Source organism: Sphingomonas sp. PP-CE-1A-559, from assembly GCF_004340965.1.
In the GTDB taxonomy this organism is placed as follows: Bacteria; Pseudomonadota; Alphaproteobacteria; order Sphingomonadales; family Sphingomonadaceae; genus Sphingomonas.
Map to the genome: position 1 here is coordinate 340,437 of NZ_SLYA01000003.1, position 20,764 is coordinate 361,200.

A 20,764-nucleotide genomic window follows, 5' to 3' on the forward strand; every position below is an offset into this window, starting at 1 on the left:
ACGGCGTAATTCGACCCAGGTCATTGCGCCAGCCCACTTTACCCCCGATGTTGCCCGCCATGAGCGACGAAGTCTCCGCTGGCGTGACCGCGGTTCTCGGCCCGACCAACACGGGCAAGACGCACCTCGCGATCGAGCGGATGTGCGCGCATTCGAGCGGCATGGTCGGTTTCCCGCTGCGCCTGCTCGCGCGCGAGGTCTATGACCGCGTCGTCGCGATCAAGGGCGCCAACCGAGTCGCGCTGGTGACGGGCGAAGAGAAGATCGTGCCGCCCGACGCGCGCTGGTTCCTGTGTACCGCCGAGTCGATGCCCGACCGCGACGTCGCTTTCGTCGGATTGGACGAGGCGCAGTTGGGGGCCGACCCGGAGCGCGGGCACGTGTTTACCGATCGCCTGATGCGCGCACGGGGACGCGAGGAGACGATGATCCTGGGCTCCGAAGCGTTGCGGCCGATGATCAAAAAGCTCGTCCCCGGCGCGGAGATCGTCAACCGACCGCGCTTCTCGACGCTTACCTATGCGGGCGCGAAGAAGATCAGCCGGTTGCCCAAGCGCTCGGCGATCGTCGCGTTCTCCGCGGAGGAAGTGTACGCGGTCGCCGAGATGCTTCGGCGCCTTCGCGGTGGTGCGGCCGTCGTCATGGGGGCGCTGTCGCCGCGCACCCGCAACGCGCAGGTCGCGATGTTCCAGGCGGGCGAGGTCGATTACCTGGTCGCGACCGATGCGATCGGCATGGGGCTGAACATGGACGTCGCGCATGTCGCGTTCGCCAGCCTCAACAAGTTCGACGGCAAGCGCCAGCGTCGCCTGACGGTGGCCGAGATGGCGCAGATCGCGGGGCGTGCGGGGCGGCACCAGCGCGACGGCACGTTCGGCGCGTTGTCCGACGATGGGCCGGGCGCGTTCCTCCCCGAGGAAGTGCTGGCCATCGAGGAGCACCGGTTTCCGCGGCTCGAGAACCTCTATTGGCGGCAGGGCGAGCCTGATTTCTCCAGCATTGATGCGCTGGTGGCGAGCCTGGAGGCGCGGCCGCCTGCTGGGGTCCTGCGCGCTGCGCCTCAGGCTCTTGATCTCGGCGTCTTGAAGCGGCTGGCCGAGGAGGGCTGGGTGCGTGAGCGGGCGCGGCATCCGGTAATGGTCGCGCGACTGTGGGCTGCATGCGGCTTGCCCGATTTCCGCAAAGTCGGGCTCGATCCGCATGCGCGGTTCGTGTCGCGGGTGTTCGGGCATCTCAGCGAGGGGCGGGGGCATATCCCGCATCAGTGGTTCGCGGACGAGATCGCGCGGCTCGATACGGTGGCGGGCGACGTACCGGTGATCGCGGGGCGGATCGCGGCGACGCGGATCTGGGCGTACATCGCACAGCGCGCCGACTGGCTGGCGGAGCCGACGCTTTGGGCGGCGCGGACCGCGGCGCTGGAGGAACGCCTGTCGGATGCGCTCCACGCGAGCCTGACGCAGCGGTTCGTCGACAAGCGCACGACCGCGTTGATGCGCCAGATCGGCGCGGACGCGGGCGCGCTGCCCGTGGTGATCGGGCCCGAAGGCGAGGTGATGGTCGAGGATCATCCGATCGGTCGTCTCGACGGATTTCGCTTCACGGTCGCGGCGGATGCGCGGGCGAGCGACAAGCGTTTGCTGCTAGCGGCGGCGGAAAAGCGCCTGACCGGCGAGCGTTCGCGTCGCGGCCAGTCGTTGGTCGATGCGCCGGACGCCGATATAGCGCTCGACGATGCGGCGCAGCTGATCTGGGCGGGGCATCCGGTCGCGAAGCTCGGCGCAGGTCCGTCGTTCGCGCGACCGAAACTGATCCTCGACCGGTCGCTCGACTGCCTCGACAAGCCTTCGCGCGATCGGATCGAGGCGCGGCTGTCGCTGTGGCTCGCGGGGATGCTGAAGCGGCGGATCGCGGTGCTGGTCCACCTCGCCGAGTTGAGCCGTGATCCGAACGCCACGCCGGCGTTGCGCGCGGTCGCGAGCGCGATCGAGGAGGCCGGCGGGATCCTGCCGCGGTTGCCGATGCGGCTGGCGCTCGATGCGATCGATCCCGAGGAGCGCAAGCGGTTGCGCAAGATCGGGATTACGGTTGGTGCGCTCGACATGTTCGACGCGCGGTTGCTCAAGCCCGAGTCGGCGCGTTGGCGGCGCATCCTCGCGGCGGCTCGCGGTACGACGATAGCCGCCCCGCGAGATGGGGCGACCGTGCTGACGCGTGGCAGCACGGGTGCGGTTCTGGAGGCGGGGTTCCGTCCGCTTGGACTCCAGGCAGTCCGGATCGACCTGATCGAGCGCATCGCACGTGCCGCGCACGACTCGCGGCAGGGTCGTACGCCGTTCGCGCCCGATCCTGCTCTGGCGACTTCGATCGGCGTCGATGCCGCGTCGCTGGAGCGGTTGATGGCCGAACTCGGGTTCAAGGCGCTGGCGGGGGACACGCCGCGCTGGGTCTGGCGTGGGCGTCCGCCGGCTCGGGCCGTGGCGCTGGCCCCGATCGATCCGTCGCGGCAGAACGCCTTTGCCGGGCTCGCCGCACTGGTCCGCCATGGTTGAAGGCGCGATGCGGATCGATCGGTTCCTGTGGTTCGTGCGGCTCGCAAAGACGCGCAGCGCCGCGCAGGCGATCGCCGAGAAGGGTCATCTGCGCATCGACGGCCGCCCGATCGACCGCGCGCACTGCCCGGTGCGGATCGGGAATGTCCTCACTTTCGCCGCCAACGACGAGGTCCGGGTGATCCGTGTCGAAGCGCTCCCCTCGCGCCGCGGCCCCGCCCCCGAAGCTCAGGCGTGCTATCAGGACCTGATCGCTGGGAGGACGCCCCCCGGCACGATCCGCGATCCTGCTTCGGAATAAATTCGATCCTCCCCCGCAAGGGGGAGGTGGCGCCGAAGGTGACGGAGGGGGAGGATACGCAACCGAGGTTTTCCCTTTCCTCCCCCTCCGTCTGGCGAGTGCCAGCCACCTCCCTCTGGCGGGGGAGGATACGAGAGTGGCAAAGCCTGATAACGTCTCGCAGAAGGCTTGCTATGATTGACGCGAGGGGCACGCGCGCATAGTCGCTGGCGCGTTCGTCGCCGGAAAGGAATCCGGCCCAGGAGTTCTGCAATGACCTACGTCGTCACCGATGCCTGCATCCGCTGCAAGTACATGGACTGCGTGGAAGTGTGCCCGGTCGACTGCTTCTACGAGGGCGAGAACATGCTGGTGATCAATCCCAGCGAGTGCATCGACTGCGGCGTGTGCGAGCCGGAATGCCCCGCCGAGGCGATCCTGCCCGATACCGAGAGCGGGCTGGAGCAGTGGCTCGAGCTTAACACCACCTTCTCGGCGCAATGGCCCAACGTCACGCGCAACGACAACCAGACGCCGCCGGATGCCGATGCGATGAAGGGCGTCGAGGGCAAGTTCGACAAGTATTTCTCGCCCGAACCCGGCGCAGGCGACTGATAAGAGGCGGCGAATCCCGAAAAGGGCAAGCCGCCTGCCACGTTCGGCTGGTAATTTTGTTGCAAAGCTGCTAGATGGGTCCGCGACGGGCGCGATGATTCACGTCATCCGCTTGACGTACAGACCTATCCCTCCCCCGATGCAGCAGCGACGAGTCCTTCGTCGAGGCGTCGCGTGGAGGCCTGATCCGGAAAGGCCCCAAATGGCTGCCAAGGCACTGTCCTTCGATGTCGGTGATTTCGTCGTTTATCCCAAGCACGGGGTCGGCCGTGTGATCGAGCTCCAGCGCTCGGAAATCGCCGGCATGACACTGGAACTCTACGTCCTCCGGTTCGAGAAGGAGCGCATGACGCTCCGCGTACCGACCAACAAGGCCGAAAGCGTCGGCATGCGCAAGCTGTCGTCGGACAAGACGATGCGCGAGGCGATGGACACGCTCAAGGGCAAGCCCAAGGTCAAGCGCACCATGTGGTCGCGCCGCGCGCAGGAATATGAGGCGAAGATCAACTCGGGCGACCTCGTGTCGATCGCCGAAGTGGTCCGCGATCTGTTCCGTGCCGACGACCAGCCCGAGCAGAGCTATTCGGAGCGTCAGATCTTCGAAGGCGCGACCAGCCGCCTCGCGCGCGAACTGGCGGCGATGGAAGAGCTCGACGAGCCCAAGGCGCAGGAGAAGATTCTCGACATCCTCCGCGCCGCGGCCGCGATCTACAACAAGGACAAGGTGCCGGCTTAACTGCTGGGCGCTTTGTGAGACGAAGGGGCGGTCCTGCGGGGCCGCCCTTTTTCGTTCTGCTGCTTCCTCCCTCGAGATGGGGGGCCGTTTAGCGAGCCAGCGCCAGACAAGTTTCTCATTGCGCCGTCCCGTGGCGGGTGTATTGTGTTAATAACACACAGGAGGATGCGATGAACTTTCTTGCGCTCGGACTGATCATTCCTCTCGCGGCCTGCTCGTTCAGCTGGAACGGCGACAATGAAGGCTCGGGGGCTGCGGCGGCCGGTTCGGGGACCACCCGGACCTTCCAGGTTTCCGGTTTCAACGGCATCGACCTTCGGGGCTCGGACGACGTCGACGTCCGCGTCGGTAACGGCTTTTCGGTTCGCGCCGAGGGGCCGAGCGAACAACTCGATCGCCTGCGCATCGAGCGTGACGGGGATACGCTCAACATCGGGCGCAAGAACGGGGCGAGTTTCGGCTGGAGCAAGGGCGCCAAGGTGAAGGTGTACGTCACCTTGCCACGGCTCGCCGACGCGAGCGTTTCGGGATCGGGCAACATGGCCGTGGACCGTGTCGAGGGCGGTGGGTTCGAAGGCGGAATCGCCGGATCGGGCAATCTCGACATCGCCGCGATCAGGGTCGACGTTGCGAAATTCTCGATCGCCGGATCGGGTACCGCGCACGCGAGCGGCACGGCACGCGATCTGACGGTGGACATCGCAGGCTCGGGCGATCTCGACGGCACCCGGTTTGAGGCGCAATCGGCGACGGTCGAGATCGCCGGTTCGGGAAGCGTGCGCGCGGTGGTGAACGGCGCTGCCAAGGTCGCCATGTTGGGCTCGGGTGACGTCGATCTCGGGCCGCAATCCCGCTGCACGATCTCCAAGATGGGTTCGGGGCGGGTCCGCTGCGGGCGGTAAACCGCCGCCGGACTTGCGCGAGGGTACGGAACCGGCGACGTTCGCGGGCATGAGATATCTGCTCGCCGCGTCGCTGCTCCTGTCCTCGCCGGCATTCGCCCAGTCTTCCGCGACGAGCCGGACGGTCTCGGTCGGCAGCTTCGATCGCGTGCGGGTCGAGGGGCCGTTCGAGGTCCGCGTCACGATCGGCTCTCCGCGTGCGACCATCACCGGCCCGGGCAGGGGGGACGATGTGGCCGTCCGGGTCGATGGTACCACGCTGTCGGTGCGCAAGGGCACGGGCGGCTGGGGCGAGCAGACGCGTGGCGGCGGCGGGGCGGGGCCGACCGTCGTGACGCTCTCGACACCCGAGCTGACCTCGGCCAGCGTCGCTGCCGGCGGGCGGCTGACGATCGCGAAGATGCGCGGCATGCGCGTCGACGTGACGGTCAGCGGTAACGGGAGCTTGGCCCTCGCGGCGGCCGATACCGACCAGCTGAACGCGACGCTGATCGGGACCGGCCAGATGACGCTCGCCGGCCGCGCGGCGCGCGCGCGCCTCGTGACGAGCGGGCCGGGCGCGATCGACGCATCGGGGCTGGCGGTCAACGACCTGACCGTCCACCTCGACGGCGTTGGCGAGACGAAGGCGGCCGCGCGCTATACCGCGCAGGTGACCAACAGCGGGCTGGGAACGGTCACGATCACCGGCAACGCGAAATGCCGTGTCGATGCAGCGGCCGGTGGGCCGGTGGTGTGTGGGAAGCCGGCGGCGGGAGTCTCTGCTCCGTAGAAGGGGATGGTGTGCTGCTGCCCCATCCACACCGACCTCTTTCCGGCGAAATCCGCATCTGGATCGAGCCAGTTACCCTATCCGTATCGGCCCTCATACCTTCCGAACGTGTGTCATCATTCCCGCGGAGGCGGGAACCCATACTGGCTGACCTCACACTGGGATCGCTATTCTGTGAGGATATGGATCCCCGCCTGCGCGGGGATGACGACGGAGTTTATCGTCGGGTGGGATGAACCTCACGAGTTCTGGGCCGCACCCCTTTAAATGAGCGCCAATTCCGCCAGCTTGGTCATCAGCGCGGGCGGCATTACGTCCAGCCCGGTCGCATCGCCACCCAGATCGAGCGGCGCATCCGCACCCTCAAGATACCGCCACCCCTGATGCGCGCGCTTTGGCCGCGCTTGCACGAGGACGAGCTTCGGATCGATGTGGATCGCGACGCGACCCTCTTCCGCCTCGCCGAACCCGAGGATCGGCGAGCGGGCGATCAGCTGGTGCTTGAGGATCCAGAACATCGAGCCTTGGCCCGCGACCTCCTCATGCCGCTTGGGCAGGTAGCGCGTGGTGAGAAACACCGGCCCTTCCTCGCCGCGCAGCCGGAGCCGCTCGGCGAGGTGGTCGACGCTTTCCGCGCCGAACGCGACTTTGGTGAGGTGGAGCGGCATAGCGTTGGAAATGGGCGTTAATACCGGACGATCAACCGTGCAGACCCCACAAAGACGCGAGCCCGAGGAACGAGAAGAATCCCATCGTGTCGGTCATCGTCGTCACGAACACCGCCGACGACACCGCAGGGTCGATCCGGAACTTGTCGAGCGTCACCGGTACCAGCACGCCACTCAGCCCCGCGGTGATATTATTCACCAGCATCGCCGCTGCGATCACCAGCGATAGGTCGGTATTGCGGAAGATAACATACGTCCCGAGTCCGATCAGCGCGCCCAGCATGACGCCATTGGCGGTGGCGATGCGGAACTCGCGCCCGATCATCCGCGCGGTATTCGAACTCGTCAGCTGGTTGGTCGCGAGCGCACGCACCACCACGGCCAGAGTCTGCGTCCCCGCGTTGCCGCCCATCCCCGAGACGATCGGCATCAGCACCGCGAGCAATGCAAAGCTCGCGATCGTCCCCTGAAACAGCCCCACGACCGACGACGCGACCATCGCGGTGCCGAGATTGACCACCAGCCACGTGAATCGCGTCCGCACCGTCAGCCGGATCGGCTCGTTGATGTCGCCATCGCCGGCGCCCGCCAGACGCAGGGTATCCTCGCCCGCCTCTTCGGAGATGATGTGCACGATGTCGTCGACCGTGATCATCCCGACCAGCCGGCCGCCATGATCGACCACCGCGGCGGAGATCAGCGCGTATTTCTGGAAGCGCAGCGCGACTTCCTCCTGATCCATGTCGACCGGGATCAGCGTCTGCTCGCGCTTCATCACGTCGGCGATCGCGATCCCGCGCGGCGTCCGCAGCATCCACGACAGCTGGCACGTGCCGATCGGCTTGTGCGCAGGGTCGACGACGAAGATCTCCCAAAAATCGGTCGTCAGCTCCTCATGCCCGCGGAGGTAATCGATCGCGTCGCCGACGGTCCAATGCTCGGGCACCGCGATCAGCTCGCGCTGCATCAGGCGACCGGCGGACTCCTCGGCGTAGCTCAGCGCCTCCTCGATCGCCGCGCGGTCGTCCGGGTCGAGCGCGCGCAGCACCGCGCGCTGCTCGTCCTCGTCCATGTCCTCGATGATCGCGACGGCATCGTCGGTATCGAGTTCGGAGGCGAGATCGGCGACCTGGTGCGGCTCGAGCGCATCGATCAGATCCTCGCGGACGTAATCGTTCATCTCGGCGAACACGTCGCCGTCGAGCAGGTCGGTGACAGCCCGCGCCAGCGCGGCGCGATCCTGTTGTGGAGTCAGCTCGAACAGATCGGCGATGTCGGCCGGGTGCAACGGCTCGACCAGCGTACGCGCCGCCTCGTCGTCGCCGTCCTCCACCGCATCGAGCACCGCCCGCACGAATTCGGGCCGCAGATGGTCGTCGCGATCGAGCTGGTTTTCGGGCTGGGTGTCGGTTTCGACCTCGGGAAGCTCGAGTTCGCTCATGGCTGCCTCCCTTAAAAGATGCGCGGTTGGGCCCTAACGCGGCCGGCGCGCATTTGCCAGTCGGAGTGCGGCTCCCTATCTGCCGCGCATCAATTCAGGAGAACATGAATGGCTGACACCCCCGAAACGCTGACGCTGACCCTCGATGGCGGCGACGTCACGATCAAGTTGCGCCCCGATCTGGCGCCCAAGCACGTCGAGCGGATCGTCGAGCTGGCGAACGAAGGCTTTTACGACGGCGTTCCCTTCCACCGCGTGATCCCGGGCTTCATGGCGCAGGGCGGTGACGGCGGTCGCGGCGACGGCACCGGCGGGTCGAGCAAGCCCAACCTCAAGGCGGAATTCTCGGCCGAGCCGCACGTCCGCGGCGTGTGCTCGATGGCACGCACGAACCAGCCCGACACGGCGAACTCGCAGTTCTTCATCGTGTTCGACGACGCGCGCTTCCTCGACAAGCAGTACACCGTCTGGGGTGAAGTCACCGACGGCATGGACCTGATCGACGCGCTGCCGAAGGGCGAGCCCCCGCGTTCGCCGGGCAAGATCGTCAAGGCACGGGCGGCCTGAGCTGAATTCCCCTCCCGCTCGCGGGAGGGGCTAGGGGAGGGCGCGACGTACGTACTGGCGTCTGGTCAGTGAGGCACGCCCCCCCCCGACCCCTCCCGCAAGCGGGAGGAGAGTAGCGGTTAGACCTCCGCCACCGTCCGTATAAGCCAGTCATGGAACAGCTTCACCGGCTTGGTCTGCAACGCCCGCGGGCGGCACACGAACCAGTAGCTGTACGGGCTCTCCACCTCGATATCGAACAGCCGCACGAGCCGCGGATCGTTCGCATCCTCGAAATGGCTCGCATGCATGAAAGCGACGCCGAGCCCCTGCGCGGCTGCCTCCAGCATCAGCGCCCCCGAATCGAAATGATCGATCGCCAGCGGCTCGATATCGTCGAGCCCCGCCGCCGTCCGCCACGCCGTGAACGTATCCGTCATGTCGCGGTGCACCAGCGCCGTCAGCGTCGATAACTGTTCGGGCCGCGTGACCGGATCCGCGCGCTCCAGCAGGCTTCTTGCCCCGATCACATACACCGAGTTCCGATCGAGCCGCCGCGCATAGAATGCAGGATCGATCTCGCGCGACAGGGCGATCACCGCGTCCAGTCCATCGCCGAGCCGCGACACCAGATGCGCCGCGGTATCGATATCGAGATGCAGTTCGGGATGCGACGTGCGCAACTCGCCCAGCTTGGGGAACAGCTTTTGGGACGCATAGAGCGGCAGGATTCCGAGACGCAGCCGCAGCACTTCGGTCGTGCTGGTCAGCGATTCGACCGCGTCCGACAGCGAATCAAGCACCGGTGCGATCTGCGCGAGCAACCGCTCGCCATCCGCATTCAGCACCATCGCCTGATGCCGCCGCGCGAACAGCGGCTTGGCGATGAATCGCTCCAGGCTTTGCACGCGCCGGCTGAGCGCAGGTGCGGACAGTGCCAGATCCTCGGCGGCGGCCTTGATCGACCCCAGCCGCGCGACCTGCACGAACGCCTCGATAGCCCCCAGTGGCGGCAGCCTGCGCATGATTCCTCTTTCGACTCGACAAGTGTGACAACAACCGCTGGACGCATTCATGCATGCGATTGCAGTTAGCGCAATCGTAGCTGATCCCTTCGCACTTGCAACACGAACCGTCTCGACGCAAAAAGACCTCGCCTTTCAGGCATCCTCTCCTAAAAACTTTCATGGGCTGGCCTTCATTGGCCGGCCCTTTTTTTGTGTTTTCAACCCCTGACAAGGCTGGAACCGGCCCCCTATCTCGGACGCTACGAGATCGAATGGAGTCGACATGGCCGATAGCGAAATCCCCACGCGCAAAATTCAGGTCGCCAACGCGCGTCCCGAAGACAGCGGCCGCGGCCTGGCGCACCTGCCGCGCGCGCTGATGGCGACGCTCGGCATCGGCGAAGGCGATGTCATCGAGATTCTCGGCAAGCAGAACACACCCGCGCGCGCCGTCGGCCCGTATCCGGAGGACGAGGGTCTCGACATCCTCCGCCTCGATGGCCTCCAGCGCGCGAACGCCGGTGTCGGTTCGGGTGATTTCGTCGAGGTGCGGAAAGCCGAGTCGAAGCCGGCGACGCGCGTCGTGTTCGCCCCAGCGCAGCAGAACCTCCGCCTCCAGGGTTCGACCAACGCACTCAAGCGCACCTTCCTCGGCCGGCCGATCTGCCAGGGCGACATCGTCGCGACTGCGGGGCACCAGCGTGTCGGCAACATGCCGCCGGGCGTCCAGCAGTTCATGAACGCGCCGGCGTACGCGCTCCAGGAGATCCGCCTCGCGGTGATCGCCGCCAGCCCCAAGGGCGTGGTCCACATCGACGAGAATACCGAGATCGAACTCCGCTCCGAATACGAGGAGCCGCAGGCGGCGCGCCGCGCCGACGTCACCTACGACGATATCGGCGGCATGGCGCAGACGATCGACCAGTTGCGCGAGATGGTCGAACTGCCGCTCCGCTACCCCGAATTGTTCCAGCGGCTCGGCGTCGACCCACCCAAGGGCGTGTTGCTCCACGGCCCTCCCGGCACCGGCAAGACGCGCCTTGCGCGTGCCGTCGCCAACGAATCCGACGCGCAGTTCTTCCTGATCAACGGCCCCGAGATAATGGGCTCGGCCTATGGCGAATCGGAATCGCGCCTCCGCGAAGTGTTCGAAGAAGCCGCGAAGGCAGCGCCGTCGATCGTGTTCATCGACGAGATCGATTCGATCGCGCCGAAGCGTGGCCAAGTGTCCGGCGAGGCGGAAAAGCGTCTCGTTGCGCAGTTGCTGACGTTGATGGACGGCATCGAATCGCGTGCGAACCTAGTCGTGATCGCGGCGACAAACCGTCCCGAAGCGATCGACGAAGCGCTCCGTCGTCCGGGCCGGTTCGACCGTGAGATCGTCGTCGGCGTGCCGGACGAGCGCGGTCGTCGCGAGATCCTCGGCATCCATACGCGTGGCATGCCGCTGGGGGACCGCGTCGATCTCGATGAGCTGTCGCGTACCACTTACGGCTTCGTCGGCGCCGATCTCGCCGCGCTGACCCGCGAGGCGGCGATTGAGGCGGTCCGCCGGATCATGCCCAAGCTCAACCTCGAGGAGCGGACGATCCCGCCCGAGGTGCTCGACGAACTGTCGGTCACGCGCGAAGATTTCCTGGGGGCGCTAAAGCGCGTCCAGCCCTCGGCGATGCGCGAAGTCATGGTGCAGGCGCCGACCGTGCGGTGGGCGGACGTCGGCGGTCTCGACGATGCGCAGATGCGGCTGAAGGAAGGCGTCGAACTCCCGCTCAAGAACCCCGACGCGTTCCGCCGGCTCGGCATCCGCCCGGCCAAGGGCTTCCTGCTCTACGGCCCGCCCGGCACCGGCAAGACGTTGCTCGCCAAGGCGGTCGCGCGCGAGGCGGAGGCGAACTTCATCGCTACCAAATCGTCCGACCTGCTCAGCAAATGGTATGGCGAAAGCGAACAGCAGATCGCCCGATTGTTCCAGCGCGCACGCCAGGTCGCACCGTGCGTGATCTTCATCGACGAACTCGATTCGCTGGTACCTGCGCGGGGTTCTGGCGCGGGCGAACCACAGGTGACCGAACGCGTCGTCAACACGATCCTCGCGGAGATGGACGGGCTGGAGGAGTTGCAGTCGGTCGTCGTGATCGGCGCGACCAACCGGCCCAACCTGATCGACCCGGCGTTGCTGCGTCCCGGCCGGTTCGACGAACTCGTCTATGTCGGCGTCCCCGACAAGGCCGGCCGCCGCCGCATCCTCGGCATCCAGACGCAGAAGATGCCGCTCGCGTCCGACGTCGATCTCGATCGCCTCGCCGACCGCACCGACCGTTTCTCGGGTGCGGATTTGGAGGACGTCGTCCGCCGTGCCGGCCTGGTGGCGTTGCGCCGCTCGATCGATTCTACCGACGTGACGATGGCCGACTTCGAGGGCGCGCTGAAGGAGTCGCGCGCCAGCGTCACGCCAGAGACGGAACGCGAATACGAACAGATGGCCGCCCGCCTGAAGCAGGACGCGACGGCCATCCAGCCCCTGGGCTTCGCGTTCCCCAGCAAGGCGGAAGACTGATCCTCGCTCCCCACCCGGTTCCCGCCGGGTGGGGAGCGAGGCGTATCGAGCTTGCCACCGGGATCATCGTTGCACGCATCACGGCGATGTTGTACCATTCGGTACAAGTTGATCGATAGGTGCCGCCATGTCACGACCGCCACTGCCTCCGTTTACGCATGAGACCGCCGCGCAGAGGGCGCACATGGCCGAGGACGCGTGGAACAGTCGCGATCCGGACAAGGTGTCGCTGGCCTACACGGCCGACAGCGTCTGGCGGAACCGCGCTGAGTTCCTGACCGGTCGCGAGGCGATCGTCGCTTTCCTGACGCGAAAATGGGCGGCGGAACTCGACTATCGCCTGATCAAGGAAGTCTGGGCGCATGACGGCAACAGGATCGCGGTGCGGTTCGCCTATGAATGGCGCAACGACGCCGGCGACTGGTTCCGATCCTATGGCAACGAGAATTGGGAGTTCGACGACGCCGGGCTGATGGCGCGCCGCATCGCCTCGATCAACGACTGCGCGATCGCGGACGGCGACCGCAAGTTCCATTGGCCGCTCGGCCGTCGCCCCGACGACCATCCCTCGTTGAGCGATCTCGGCCTCTGACCGCCAAGCGCGTCCTGACCGATCGCGCCGACGCCTTGCCGGCACTGGCCGAGGCGTTTCGCGAACACGGCTTCGAGGGGGCCAGCCTAGCGACGCTCTCGAAGGCGACCGGGCTCGGCAAGGGCAGCCTCTACAACTTCTTTCCCGGCGGGAAGGCGGAGATGATGGACGCCGTCCTCGCCGAGATAGACGATTGGTTCGCCACGACGATCTTCGTGCCGCTGGAGCGGGCGAGCGATCCGGCTTCGGCAATCACCGCCATGATCGAGGACGTGACGGCGTATTTCCAGTCCGGGGGGAAGGTCTGCCTCGTCGGCTGGCTCGGTCTGGGCGCCTCCGGTGACGTTTTCGCAGTCCGGATCAGCGGGTATTTCGCGCGCTGGATATCGGCCTTGGCGCGCTGCCTCGAAGCAAGCGCTATCCCGTCACTGCTGGCCCTGCGTCTCGCCGAAGACACGGTTGCAGGGGTTCAGGGCGCGATCGTACTGGCGCGCGCGTTGGGTGAGGAGACCGCATTCGTGCGGATCGTCCGTCGGCTAGAAGGGATATTGCTCGACGCGGTGGCATGTCATGGCAGGTCCGGTGCGTAACCGGCCTGACCCAGCCTAAACGTCCTTCGCATCACGCAGCGAAACCCAGGCATAGGCGATCATCACCACGCAGGCCGCGCCCGCGACCAGATAGGGAAGGGAGTGCTGGGCTTCGTACAGGCCGACCCCGATCGAGGGCCCCAGTACGAAGCTCGCGCCGTTGATCGACGTCACCTTGCCCGCGACCGAGCCTTGCGCGTTGGCGCCGACCGCGAGCGAGGACCCGGCGGTAAACCCCGGTCGCGTGAAGCCGAAGCCTAGGCTTGCCAGCGCATAGGCGGTCGCGATCGTGTAAAGCGACGTGGCGATGCCGGTCAGCGCTGTGCCGACGGCCGCGAGTACGAGACCGGTCAGCACGAGTTGCCGCGGGGTCATGTTGAGGCGCGGGATGATGCCCCATTGCGCGAGCAGCGCGGCGCCTGCGCCCATCATCAGGACGATGCCGGTCGGCTCCAGCGCGAGGGCGGGGGCGAGGTGGAGGCGGTCGATCACTAGGAAGCCGATCGCCTGCCCCGTCATCGCCTGCGCGTGGCCCATCACCAGCCCGGCGATCATCCACGCGCGGATGCGGGGATCGGTATACCCCACATGCTCGACATGCGATCCGGTCGCGGCGGCGACCGACGCGCCGGTCGGGGCGCCGCCGATCGAGGGATAGGCCGAACTCGCGCCGTGCGTCTCGTGCGGGGCGACGATCTTGTCGTCGGGCAGCATCCGCCGCACCGTGATCCAAACCGCCACGCCGAACACCGCGAACAGGAACGCGGGGCCGGCGAGCCCGATCTCGACCCCGCCGAGCGAGCCCAGGATCAGGTACGGCGCGATCGCCGGCCCCAGGATGGTGCCGAGCCCGAACGCCGAGGCGAGCAATGTCAGCGCCTTGGTCCGCTCTTCCCGCGTTGTCTCGCCAGCCACGAGCGCCTGCACAGCCGGCGGTGCGGCCGCACCGAACGTCCCGTAGATCAGTCGCCCGCCAATGAAGCACAGGAACGCGGTCGTGCCGCCGATCCAGGCGTTGATCCCGGCTAGCAGGAACACGCCGCACAAGGTCAGCGACACGCTGAACCCACCGACGCCGAGCAGGATCATCGCGCGCCGGCCGTGCTTGTCAGACCGGTTCGCCCAGAACGGCGCTGCGATCACCCACAGCAACGCCGACACCGAGAACGCCGCCGCGACTGCGCTGTCGGCAACCCCGAGCGACCGCCCGAGAGCGGGCAGCACCGATTGCAGCGCGGTGTTTCCGGCGGCGATCGTCAGCATCACGAGGAACATCAGCGCGAAGCGGCGGTCGATCTTCGGGCCGTCTGTCGATACGCCGGTCATGGCCGTTGCCACTCATAGGCACGCTCGATCCGCGCGACGTTGACCGAATAGCTGTCGTACCAGAACGCTCGCCCGAACTCCCGAATCGCAGTGTGCTCGGGATGGTCGCGCCACGCGATCGCCGCGGCGTCGTCTGCCCAATAGCTGACGGTGATCCCCATGCCGCCCGCCTCGCGCGCGCTGTCGACGCCGCGATAGCCAGGCTGAGCTGCGGCTAGCGCGTCCATGGCCATGGCGGCCTCGCCATACCCGGCGGCGTCCGCGTCGTTACGGACCGACACGAAAATAACTGCAATCTGTCCTGCCCGATCGTCGTTCATGATCCGTGCTTAAGCGATGCCGTACGCTTGGCAAAGCTGCCAGAACCACTTGGCGCAGCACGACTTCCGCTTCGGTTCGTCGCCCGATGCAACCTGCGGCCCTTGAAACGCGTTCGGAATTCGTGCGACGGGAGGGCCAAAGCCTCGCCAGCGTGCGGGACCCCTGACCGTAAGGAACGCGATGCCCAGTTCGACCACCGCCACCCGGCGTGCACGCAGCCGACCAGCCGGCGTGCCGTCCCCGTGGCAGATGTTCTTTTCAGGGTTCCTGAAACACCCGGTGATGGTCGGGTCGATCGTGCCGTCGTCGGACAAGCTGATCCGCAAGATGCTGGGTCCGGTGGACTGGGCGAACTGCAAGCTATTCGTCGAATACGGCCCGGGCGTCGGCACGTTCTGCCGCCCGATCCTCGACCGGATGGCGTCCGACGCCAAGCTGGTGGTGATCGATACGAACCCCGAATTCATCCAGTATCTGCGCCACACGATCACCGACCCACGCTTCTTCGCGGTGCTGGGGTCGGCGGACGAGGTCGAGACGATCGTCGCCGACCACGGCTTCGAAAAGGCGGATTACGTGCTCTCGGGTCTGCCCTTCTCGACGCTGCCCCCCGGTGTCGGCCCGGCGATCGCGGCTGCGACGCACTCTGTGCTGCGGACTGGCGGTGCATTCCTGGTCTATCAGTTCTCGCCCAAGGTGAAGGACTTCCTGACGCCGCATTTCGAGTCGATCGATCACGACATGGAGTGGTGGAACGTGCCGCCGGCGCAATTGTATTGGGCTTGGAAGGACTGAAGCAGGCGCGGCGACGTCCGCGCCGATGCGCAAGCAAAGCGCCGCGCAGCTTCAGGCCCGGCCGGCGGGTCGGCTAGAACTAGCCGAACCCGTCCGACGGCGGCTTTGCCGTCGGCGCTAGTGTTGCTCCAAGTCAGGTAAACGGAAACCTCGTCCAAATCCTCTCCGTCATCCTGACGAAAGTCAGGACCCAGAGCCAATCAGGATAGCGTTCTCGACCCTGGGTCCTGACTTTCGTCAGGATGACGGGAGAAATTAGATGTCCCCCGACCCTCTACTCGTCGATCCCGAAATTAAGTCCACGCGACAAGCTCGGGTCGACCACCGCCACCACGAAATACGCGCCAAACTGCTTCAATCGCTGCACCCACCCGGTGTTCGCCTGGTACAGTTCCTTGGTCACCTCGACCGACTTCGCCACCTCACCGTCAATATACCCACGGACATGCGCTGCGAACGCCGCATCCTCGATCCGCAGCATCAGTTCGAGATTGATGAACAGGCTGCGCATGTCGAAGTTCGCCGAGCCGATATGGACGGCGTCGTCGATCACGTAGAGCTTCGTGTGCAGCTTGGTCGGCTGGTATTCGAACAGGCGCACGCCCTTGCGCAACAGCCCGGCATAGGTGAAGCGCGCGGCGGCGATCGTCGCGTTGTTGTCGGATTTGCTCGCCGTGACGACCCGGACCTCGGCCTGCCGCCGCCCGGCCTTATCGAGCCGACGCAGCAGCGCGGGGCTAGGCGTGAAATACCCGGCGATGATATCGATCCGCCGCCCGCGTCGCATGTCGTCGCGCACCGCGCGAGCCCAGGGCGACAGTTTCCGCGTCGGTCCACCGATCAGCCAGCGGGTCGCGCCCTTGGTCTCGCTCCAGTGAGACAGCGCCGCGTTCAGCCGCCGCAGCTTGCCCTTCGGCTCATGGATCCACTCCTTCAGCGCATCGAAATAGCCGGCCAGCCGCCCCGCCGCCGGACCCTCAACCAGCAAACCCAGGTCGCGCCACGCCTGCTCTGCGGCAGTCCCGAAATAATCATCCTCGATGTTGAAGCCGCCGATGATGATCCGCGTCTCGTCGGCAAGCGCGAGCTTCTGATGGTTGCGGAGCAGGTAGCGGCGGCCGAACCGTGCGGAAAACCGGCATACCGACACGTTGGCGGCTTCGAGCGGTTCGAAAAAGGCGTATGGGGCATCGTCGCTACCGAACCCGTCGACGATCAGCGCGACCTCGACCCCGCGCTTGGCGGCGGCAATGAGCGCGGCGTTGACGCGCTTTCCGGACTCGTCGTCGGCATATATATAATAGAGGATGCGCAGGGTTCGCTCGGCGCCGTCGATCAGCGCGAGCACCGCGCCGAGGCGGCGGGGGCCGGTATCGAGCAGCGTCATCTGGTTGCCGTCGACGCTGAAAGTCGGCTGGTCTGCTGGATCTTCCATGGGCAGCCTGATGGACATGGCGGGCACCGGAGGCAAGCCAAGGCGCATTTCTTGACTTTGCAGGCCATCCCCCGTAGGCGACGCATTCTCATTCTATCGTTGTTACGAAGGAAGCCGCATGGCGCGCGTTACCGTCGAGGATTGTGTCGACAAGATCCCCAACCGGTTCGACCTGGTGTTGTTCGCGGCCCAGCGTGCGCGCCAAATCTCGGGCGGCGCCGAACTGACGCTCGACCGCGACCGCGACAAGAACCCGGTCGTCGCGCTGCGCGAGATCGCCGACGAGAACGTCAAGCCGACGCATCTCAAGGAACAGGTCATCCAGGGCCTGCAGAAGGTTCGCGTCGACGACGACGACGAGGTCGATGCCGTCGGCAGCTTGGCCGCCTCGGCCGAGGCACTGCGGCTTACCGCCGCTGCGCCGCCGCGGAACCAGAATCTCGGGGCGGATTACGAGGGTTGAGGCAGGGGATTAGCGAAAGCTAATTCGCGGCTTGGCCGAAACCCCGGCCGGCGGGCATAGCCCGGCCGACGACGCGGCTTTGCCGCGGCGCGCGAGATAGACAGAGCCCGTGGACCCAAGTCCGCGGGCTTTTTCTTTATACCCTCTCCCTGAGGGGGAGAGGGAAGGGGCCCGCGGCACTTGCCGTGGGAAGGTTGAGGGCACGTGCTTCAGGCAAACCGCCGACCCACGCCCTCTCCTTGTTCTCCCGCGAAGGCGGGAGCCCAGTCTGGATCCCCGCCTTCGCGGGGAACCATGCTTATGATTCATTCCAGCCGCATTGCTTGCGACCACCCTTAGGCAGAGCGCTACGGCTAAGCCGCGTCGTCAGTCGTTGCTACGCAACGCTGGCCGGGCTTTCGACTGGTCCGAAATAGCAGCGCTATTTCGGGTCTCGGCCTTTGAACCCCTGCGCTACCACGAACCACTCAACCGATCCCTTACGACTAGCCGGCGGCTTGGCATGCTTCACGGTCTTGAAGTTCCGCTTCATCTCCGCGACCAGCTCGGAATCCGCGCCGCCCGCGAAGACCTTCGACACGAACGTCCCGCCTGGCTCCAGCACTTCGCAGGCAAAGTGCAGCGCCGTCTCGACCAGCGCCATCGTCCGCAAGGCATCGGTCTGCGGATGCCCGACCGTATTGGCCGCCATGTCCGACAGCACCAGGTCCGGCGCGCCGCCCAGAGCCTCGATCAGCTTGCCAGGGGCTGCATCGTCGAGAAAATCCATCTCGAAGATCGTCACGCCTTCGATCGGATCGACCGGGAGCAGGTCGATGCCCACGACCGTCGCCTTGGGTATCCGCCGCCGGATCACCTGCGCCCAGCCGCCCGGCGCGAGGCCGAGATCGACCACGCGCTTCGACCCGCGGATCAACTCGAACCGCTCGTCGAGCTCGATCAGCTTGTACGCCGCCCGGCTGCGATAGCCGTCGGCCTTGGCGCGCTTCACATACGGATCGTTCAACTGCCGCTCGAGCCAGCGCGTCGACTGCGCGGTCCGCTTGCGCGCAGTGAGCACGCGGACATGACCGCCGGAACCACCGCGACTCATGCCGTCGCTCCCGTGGCTTTGCCGGGCTTGGGCGAACCCATCAGGCCGCGCAGGATACCCTCGCGAATGCCGCGGTCGGCGATGCCGAGCCGTTCGGCGGGCCACAAATCCATGATCGTCTCCAGAATGGCACAGCCCGCGACCACCAGGTCGGCGCGCTCGTTGCCGATGCACGGCAGCTTGGCGCGCTCCGTGATCGACATATGGGAAAGGTCGGCACTGATCCGCCGCATCGCCGACGCGGGTACGATCAGCCCGTCGACCACCGAGCGGTCGTAATGGCTGAGCCCGAGATGTACGCTGCCGAGCGTCGTGACGGTGCCGCTGGTCCCCAGCAGCCGCGGCCGCTCGATATGCCGGGGCAGGCGGGCTGCAAACTCCGCGAAACTGTCCGCAACGACCTGACGCATCTTCGCATACGCGGCACGACGGCCGCCTTCGCCCTCACCGCCACCGGCATGCTCGGTCAGCGACACCACACCCCACGGCGCCGAATGCCAGTCGAGCACGGTCGGGATCGGCGTCGAGGTATCGACCAGCACGAGTTCGGTCGAGCCGCCGCCGATATCGAACACGAGCGCGGGATCCTCCCCCGGCTCGATCAGTGCATGGCAGCCGAGCACCGCCAGCCGCGCCTCTTCCTCGGCGGAAATGATGTCGAGATGGATGCCGGTCTCGGCGAGCGCGCGCGCGATGAACGCAGGCCCGTTCGAGGCCTGCCGACACGCCTCCGTCGCAACCGACCGCGCCAAGGTAACGTTGCGCCGCTGGAGCTTGTCCGAACACACGCGCAAGGCCGCGATCGTCCGCTCGATTGCTGCATCGCTGAGCTTGCCAGTCGAGGCCAATCCCTCCCCCAGCCGGACGATTCGCGAGAACGCATCGATCACCGCGAACCCGCCAGCCTGCGGCCGCGCGATCAGCAATCTGCAATTGTTGGTGCCGAGATCGAGCGCGGCAAACGCCTGCGCATCGGCCCACCGCCCACGAGAGGGCCGGGTCGCCGCCGGACGGGCAGGACTGCCCTGCCGGAACGGCATTCGGGCGGAAACATCCCCCATCGCCGTAAACTCGCTATCTATGTCTGCCGCCGCGGGAAAATACCCGCCCGGTGCTTGGACACGAATGTAGCGCGGCGGCGCGATTACGCAAGCGAACTGGCGGGTCGGCATCATCTTGGCGTTGACAGCCTTGGCGGTCGCCCGTAGAGCCCGCCCTCGCTGATGCCCCGTCGTCTAATGGTAAGACTGCGGTTTCTGATACCGCCTATTGAGGTTCGAATCCTCACGGGGCATCCAGCGCCTCCCGCCTGAGCGGTCGAGGCCATTCCAAAACAAACGACGAGTTCAACGAGCACCTTGGCGCTTGATGATCCCTGCATGCGTCGACCGGCTGCTCGGTCGGGTAAGCGCCGTTTTGCACTCGGTCGAGTAAGGCGACACGGAAGCCGCTTGCCCGAATTCGCCTCGGGACATGAATCCGCCGGTCACGATGCAAGACGCAGTCGCCATGCTCCACGCCGCCTTGGCGCCAAGAAATTTGCACACCGAGGCCAAAGCCAGGGGCTCAGATCGGCTAAAACGCTCTCAGCCAGCGTCACCGATAAGGCGGTATCGACTGTTCGACGTCGTTACTTTCACATGCTTGGGGCGCTGATATCCTCGCGTTCATTCCCTTGCATCGCGCAGCGCTTCCAACTGAACCAGTCTCACCGGATCGTCGGCTGCGAGCGCCTCTTCGAGATAAAAGTTGTGCGCTATATCCCGCACTACCCGCTGCGCCTCGCCGCTATATTCCTCGGCGATTATGGCGAAAGCGTCGATCAGTTCACGTAGAAAATCTTTATCTAAATTTCCGAGCTGGTCCGCTAGCGCTTCCATCATCGTGACGGCCGTATCAAGGTTTAGCTCCTCTTCCTCGGTCAGCTCAAGAAAAACGACATAATCCGCAATGATGTGCGCGATCTGGGTAACTATCATGGTTTGACTACCCTTACCTTGATGTTGGTGACGTTCATCCTCTTTAGGAGCTTTAGGGTCTTAATCTTCTGCACAGGAGTAGGAACTTCCTATC

The 20,764-nt window shown here is 65.9% G+C and carries 21 protein-coding genes and 1 tRNA gene; 13 read left to right on the forward strand and 9 right to left on the reverse strand.

Features of this window, described 5'->3' with window-relative positions; genetic code table 11:
• Positions 1-59: 59 nt before the first annotated feature.
• From C8J42_RS11915 to C8J42_RS11940, 6 genes are all read left to right on the forward strand, one after another.
• Positions 60-2,552: a helicase-related protein gene (locus C8J42_RS11915; RefSeq protein ID WP_133020210.1), complete on the forward strand. Its 2,493-nt coding sequence runs from the start codon at positions 60-62 to the stop codon at positions 2,550-2,552.
• Positions 2,553-2,559: 7 nt separating this feature from the next.
• Positions 2,560-2,853, forward strand: a complete 294-nt coding sequence (locus tag C8J42_RS11920) for an RNA-binding S4 domain-containing protein (RefSeq protein WP_133020211.1) — start codon at positions 2,560-2,562, stop codon at positions 2,851-2,853.
• A gap of 252 nt (positions 2,854-3,105) precedes the next feature.
• Entirely contained in the window at positions 3,106-3,447 is a 342-nt protein-coding gene (gene fdxA, locus C8J42_RS11925; protein WP_031393648.1) for a ferredoxin FdxA, read from the forward strand.
• 202 nt (positions 3,448-3,649) lie between these two features.
• Positions 3,650-4,183: a CarD family transcriptional regulator gene (locus tag C8J42_RS11930; RefSeq protein WP_056053923.1), complete on the forward strand. Its 534-nt coding sequence runs from the start codon at positions 3,650-3,652 to the stop codon at positions 4,181-4,183.
• Positions 4,184-4,353: 170 nt separating this feature from the next.
• Positions 4,354-5,085 (forward strand): head GIN domain-containing protein, encoded by a 732-nt coding sequence (locus tag C8J42_RS11935; RefSeq protein WP_133020212.1) that lies wholly within the window; start codon positions 4,354-4,356, stop codon positions 5,083-5,085.
• Positions 5,086-5,134: 49 nt separating this feature from the next.
• Positions 5,135-5,857, forward strand: coding sequence for a DUF2807 domain-containing protein (locus C8J42_RS11940; RefSeq protein WP_133020213.1), 723 nt, complete (start codon positions 5,135-5,137; stop codon positions 5,855-5,857).
• Positions 5,858-6,120: 263 nt separating this feature from the next.
• Here C8J42_RS11940 and C8J42_RS11945 read toward each other — a convergent pair whose 3' ends face one another.
• Both C8J42_RS11945 and mgtE read right to left on the reverse strand, forming a co-directional pair.
• Positions 6,121-6,525 (reverse strand): DUF1489 domain-containing protein, encoded by a 405-nt coding sequence (locus C8J42_RS11945; protein WP_056053914.1) that lies wholly within the window; start codon positions 6,523-6,525, stop codon positions 6,121-6,123.
• A 31-nt stretch (positions 6,526-6,556) separates the two neighbouring features.
• Positions 6,557-7,966, reverse strand: coding sequence for a magnesium transporter (gene mgtE / locus C8J42_RS11950; RefSeq protein ID WP_133020214.1), 1,410 nt, complete (start codon positions 7,964-7,966; stop codon positions 6,557-6,559).
• Between the two features lie 108 nt (positions 7,967-8,074).
• On the opposite strand from mgtE, the gene C8J42_RS11955 reads away from it, so the two are divergent.
• A complete protein-coding gene (locus C8J42_RS11955; protein WP_133020215.1) occupies positions 8,075-8,533 on the forward strand; it encodes a peptidylprolyl isomerase in 459 nt (152 codons plus the stop codon).
• Between the two features lie 119 nt (positions 8,534-8,652).
• On the opposite strand, the gene C8J42_RS11960 is transcribed toward C8J42_RS11955, so the two are convergent.
• Positions 8,653-9,537: a LysR substrate-binding domain-containing protein gene (locus C8J42_RS11960; protein ID WP_060526147.1), complete on the reverse strand. Its 885-nt coding sequence runs from the start codon at positions 9,535-9,537 to the stop codon at positions 8,653-8,655.
• 265 nt (positions 9,538-9,802) lie between these two features.
• Between C8J42_RS11960 and C8J42_RS11965 the strand changes: the two genes are divergently transcribed.
• The 3 genes from C8J42_RS11965 (at position 9,803) to C8J42_RS11975 (ending at position 13,258) form a co-directional block, all read left to right on the forward strand.
• Positions 9,803-12,076: a CDC48 family AAA ATPase gene (locus C8J42_RS11965; RefSeq protein ID WP_107954274.1), complete on the forward strand. Its 2,274-nt coding sequence runs from the start codon at positions 9,803-9,805 to the stop codon at positions 12,074-12,076.
• Positions 12,077-12,203: 127 nt separating this feature from the next.
• On the forward strand, positions 12,204-12,668 hold the full coding sequence (locus tag C8J42_RS11970; RefSeq protein WP_133020216.1) for a DUF1348 family protein: 465 nt from the start codon (positions 12,204-12,206) through the stop codon (positions 12,666-12,668).
• 35 nt (positions 12,669-12,703) lie between these two features.
• Positions 12,704-13,258, forward strand: a complete 555-nt coding sequence (locus C8J42_RS11975; protein ID WP_243644349.1) for a TetR/AcrR family transcriptional regulator — start codon at positions 12,704-12,706, stop codon at positions 13,256-13,258.
• 15 nt (positions 13,259-13,273) lie between these two features.
• On the opposite strand, the gene C8J42_RS11980 is transcribed toward C8J42_RS11975, so the two are convergent.
• Both C8J42_RS11980 and C8J42_RS11985 read right to left on the reverse strand, forming a co-directional pair.
• Positions 13,274-14,584, reverse strand: coding sequence for an MFS transporter (locus C8J42_RS11980; protein ID WP_133020217.1), 1,311 nt, complete (start codon positions 14,582-14,584; stop codon positions 13,274-13,276).
• Positions 14,581-14,904 carry an antibiotic biosynthesis monooxygenase gene (locus C8J42_RS11985; RefSeq protein WP_133020218.1) on the reverse strand — a complete coding sequence of 108 codons (324 nt, stop codon included), beginning with the start codon at positions 14,902-14,904 and terminating at the stop codon, positions 14,581-14,583. Before C8J42_RS11985 ends, C8J42_RS11980 begins: the two co-directional genes overlap by 4 nt.
• A gap of 181 nt (positions 14,905-15,085) precedes the next feature.
• Here C8J42_RS11985 and C8J42_RS11990 point away from each other — a divergent pair, with 181 nt between their 5' ends.
• A complete protein-coding gene (locus C8J42_RS11990) occupies positions 15,086-15,700 on the forward strand; it encodes a methyltransferase (protein ID WP_133020219.1) in 615 nt (204 codons plus the stop codon).
• A gap of 274 nt (positions 15,701-15,974) precedes the next feature.
• Here the strand turns inward: C8J42_RS11990 and C8J42_RS11995 are convergent, their stop codons facing one another.
• A complete protein-coding gene (locus C8J42_RS11995) occupies positions 15,975-17,135 on the reverse strand; it encodes a phosphatidylserine/phosphatidylglycerophosphate/cardiolipin synthase family protein (RefSeq protein WP_133020220.1) in 1,161 nt (386 codons plus the stop codon).
• A 118-nt stretch (positions 17,136-17,253) separates the two neighbouring features.
• On the opposite strand from C8J42_RS11995, the gene rpoZ reads away from it, so the two are divergent.
• Entirely contained in the window at positions 17,254-17,598 is a 345-nt protein-coding gene (gene rpoZ, locus C8J42_RS12000) for a DNA-directed RNA polymerase subunit omega (protein WP_133020221.1), read from the forward strand.
• Positions 17,599-18,019: 421 nt separating this feature from the next.
• On the opposite strand, the gene C8J42_RS12005 is transcribed toward rpoZ, so the two are convergent.
• The gene (locus C8J42_RS12005; RefSeq protein WP_093398175.1) at positions 18,020-18,691 is read right to left on the reverse strand and encodes an RlmE family RNA methyltransferase; all 672 of its coding nucleotides are present in this window, start codon (positions 18,689-18,691) and stop codon (positions 18,020-18,022) included.
• A complete protein-coding gene (locus C8J42_RS12010) occupies positions 18,688-19,731 on the reverse strand; it encodes a Ppx/GppA phosphatase family protein (RefSeq protein WP_133020467.1) in 1,044 nt (347 codons plus the stop codon). Before C8J42_RS12010 ends, C8J42_RS12005 begins: the two co-directional genes overlap by 4 nt.
• Before the next feature lie 184 nt (positions 19,732-19,915).
• Here C8J42_RS12010 and C8J42_RS12015 point away from each other — a divergent pair.
• Positions 19,916-19,989, forward strand: a tRNA-Gln gene (locus tag C8J42_RS12015).
• 369 nt (positions 19,990-20,358) lie between these two features.
• On the opposite strand, the gene C8J42_RS12020 is transcribed toward C8J42_RS12015, so the two are convergent.
• A complete protein-coding gene (locus C8J42_RS12020) occupies positions 20,359-20,670 on the reverse strand; it encodes a hypothetical protein (RefSeq protein ID WP_165895480.1) in 312 nt (103 codons plus the stop codon).
• Positions 20,671-20,764 lie beyond the last annotated feature (94 nt).